The 2,159-nt window shown below is 35.1% G+C and carries 2 protein-coding genes; both read left to right on the plus strand.

The window, feature by feature from the left end; all coding sequences use genetic code 11:
- Nucleotides 1–1,473, plus strand: a 1,473-nt coding sequence (istA, locus tag ACFSO7_RS22355; protein ID WP_377879656.1) for an IS21 family transposase, incomplete at its 5' end; no start/stop codon positions are given.
- A 2-nt stretch (nt 1,474–1,475) separates the two neighbouring features.
- On the plus strand, nt 1,476–2,159 hold a 684-nt coding region (istB, locus tag ACFSO7_RS22360; RefSeq protein ID WP_377879657.1), incomplete at its 3' end, for an IS21-like element helper ATPase IstB.

The raw sequence follows: 2,159 nt of genomic DNA on the forward strand, positions 1-2,159 counted from the left end.
AGATCAACGGTTTATAGACATTTGAAGAAATCACCTTCGGAGATGGCTGAATGGGTAGACTCTCTTAAGAATAAAAAGAGAAAACTAGATCCTCATAAAGAGCTGATACTTTCATGGTTGAGGATGCATCCAGATATGTCATCTGCACAAGTTTATGATTGGCTCCTGGAGAAATATGAAGATATAGATATTGGGGAGAGTACAGTTAGAACGTATGTGAAGGATCTTAGAGAAGAATACAAGATAAAAAAAGAAACTTCTCCTCGAATGTATGAAGCAATCCCTGATCCTCCAATGGGCGAACAGATGCAGGTAGACTTCGGCCATACAAGACAAATGACAACTAGTAATAAGGAAATTAAATTAAACTTTATAGCTTTTGTCCTCTCCCACTCTAGACAAAAATACAAAGAGTGGTTGGATAGACCTTTTACAACACAGGATGTAATTAGAGCACATGAGAATGCATTCAAGTGGTATGGAGGAATGACCAATGAGATTGTTTATGATCAAGATAGTTTAATTGTAGTCAGTGAGAATGGTGGAGATTTAATTTTAACAAAAGAGTTTCAACATTATAAGGAATCTAGAGGTTTAAACCTTCGGGTTTGTCGTAAAGCTGACCCTGAAAGTAAAGGCAGAATAGAAAATGTGGTTGGATTCATAAAACAAAACTTTGCCAAACATAGAGCATTCCATAACATTGATTCCTGGAACGAACAAGGTTGGGAATGGCTAAACAGAACTGGAAACTTTAAAATTCACAACACAACAAAAAAAAGACCGTTTGAAGTGTTTCTCCTCGAAAAGCAACACTTAAAACCGGTCTCCAAGAAAATGGATATTCAAAATAACTATGATACAAGTATAGCAAGATGCGTTCATAAGGACAATACAATTCGTTTCGGATCTAATCGGTACTCTCTTCCACTTGGCACATATAACAAATATGAGAAAGTATGTATCAAGGAAAATGAGAATAAAGAATTGATTATTTATATACCTGATACTGGAGAAATCATTGCAAAACATTTGATTCCCGATGGCAAAGGTCTTTTAGTAAAAGATAGAAAACATAGTAGAGACCGTACAAAAGGAATCGAAGCATTTATTAACACAGTAGCAGAGAGATTTGAAAATAAAGAACTAGCCTATCGATATTTAGAGAAGGTTAAGGAGAAAAATCCTCGTTACATTAAAGACCAGCTAAAAATTATCTTGCGTGAAACAAAAGAAAGCAATAGCGAAGTACTTACCAAAGCGTTAGCAGAGTGTTTAAAAAGGAAATTATTTAGTGCAACAGATTTTAGCGATATCATTGCATATGTGAAACGTCAACGCCAGGTACATGAAACAGTTATAGAAAACAAAAAAGAAATTAAACCTTTGAACAAGCTGTCTGAATGGGTTTTAGAAACAGATGCTTACAAAAGGAAAGTAGATTCTTATACGGTGTTAATGGAGGTGAAATAAGAATGAGTCAACTACACCAAATACAAGACATAATGAAAGCATTAAGACTCGTTGAAACTGCCAAACACCTACCCCATTTGATTAGAGAGGCCGAGCAAAAGGACCATTCATTCACTCAATTCTTGTTAGATGTAACAACCTATGAACAAGCTCGAAGAGAAGAAAAGCAGCTAAATAATAGATTAAAGTGGGCTACCTTTCCATTTAACAAAACACTTGCGGAGTTCAATTTAAAAGAACAGAAGTCTTTAAGTAATAAACAACTAAATAGATTGAAAGACTTAACTTGGGTTGAACAGTTGTATAATTTAATATTACTAGGACCGCCAGGTGTAGGCAAAACCCACCTGGCGGTGGGACTAGGTATCGAGGCGATAAATCAAGGATATAAGGCTGTATTTACATCGATGGGAGACCTAGTTCATAATCTAAAAACAGAAGAAATTACACGCAAATCTAAAGCAAGAATGAAGAGAATTAGAGAAGCCGATTTAGTCATCATAGATGACTTGATGTTTATGGCAATGGATCAACAAGAAGCAAATATGTTCTTTCATTTAATCAACGACTTATATAATCAATCTTCCATTATTTTAACTTCTAACAAAGCTCCAAAAGAATGGGGAGAATTATTAGGAGATCAAGCTATTACAACAGCAATTCTTGATAGAATTCTGCACCGAGTA

This window comes from Bacillus sp. CGMCC 1.16607 (assembly GCF_042683745.1).
Classification (GTDB): Bacteria; Bacillota; Bacilli; order Bacillales; family Cytobacillaceae; genus Pseudoneobacillus.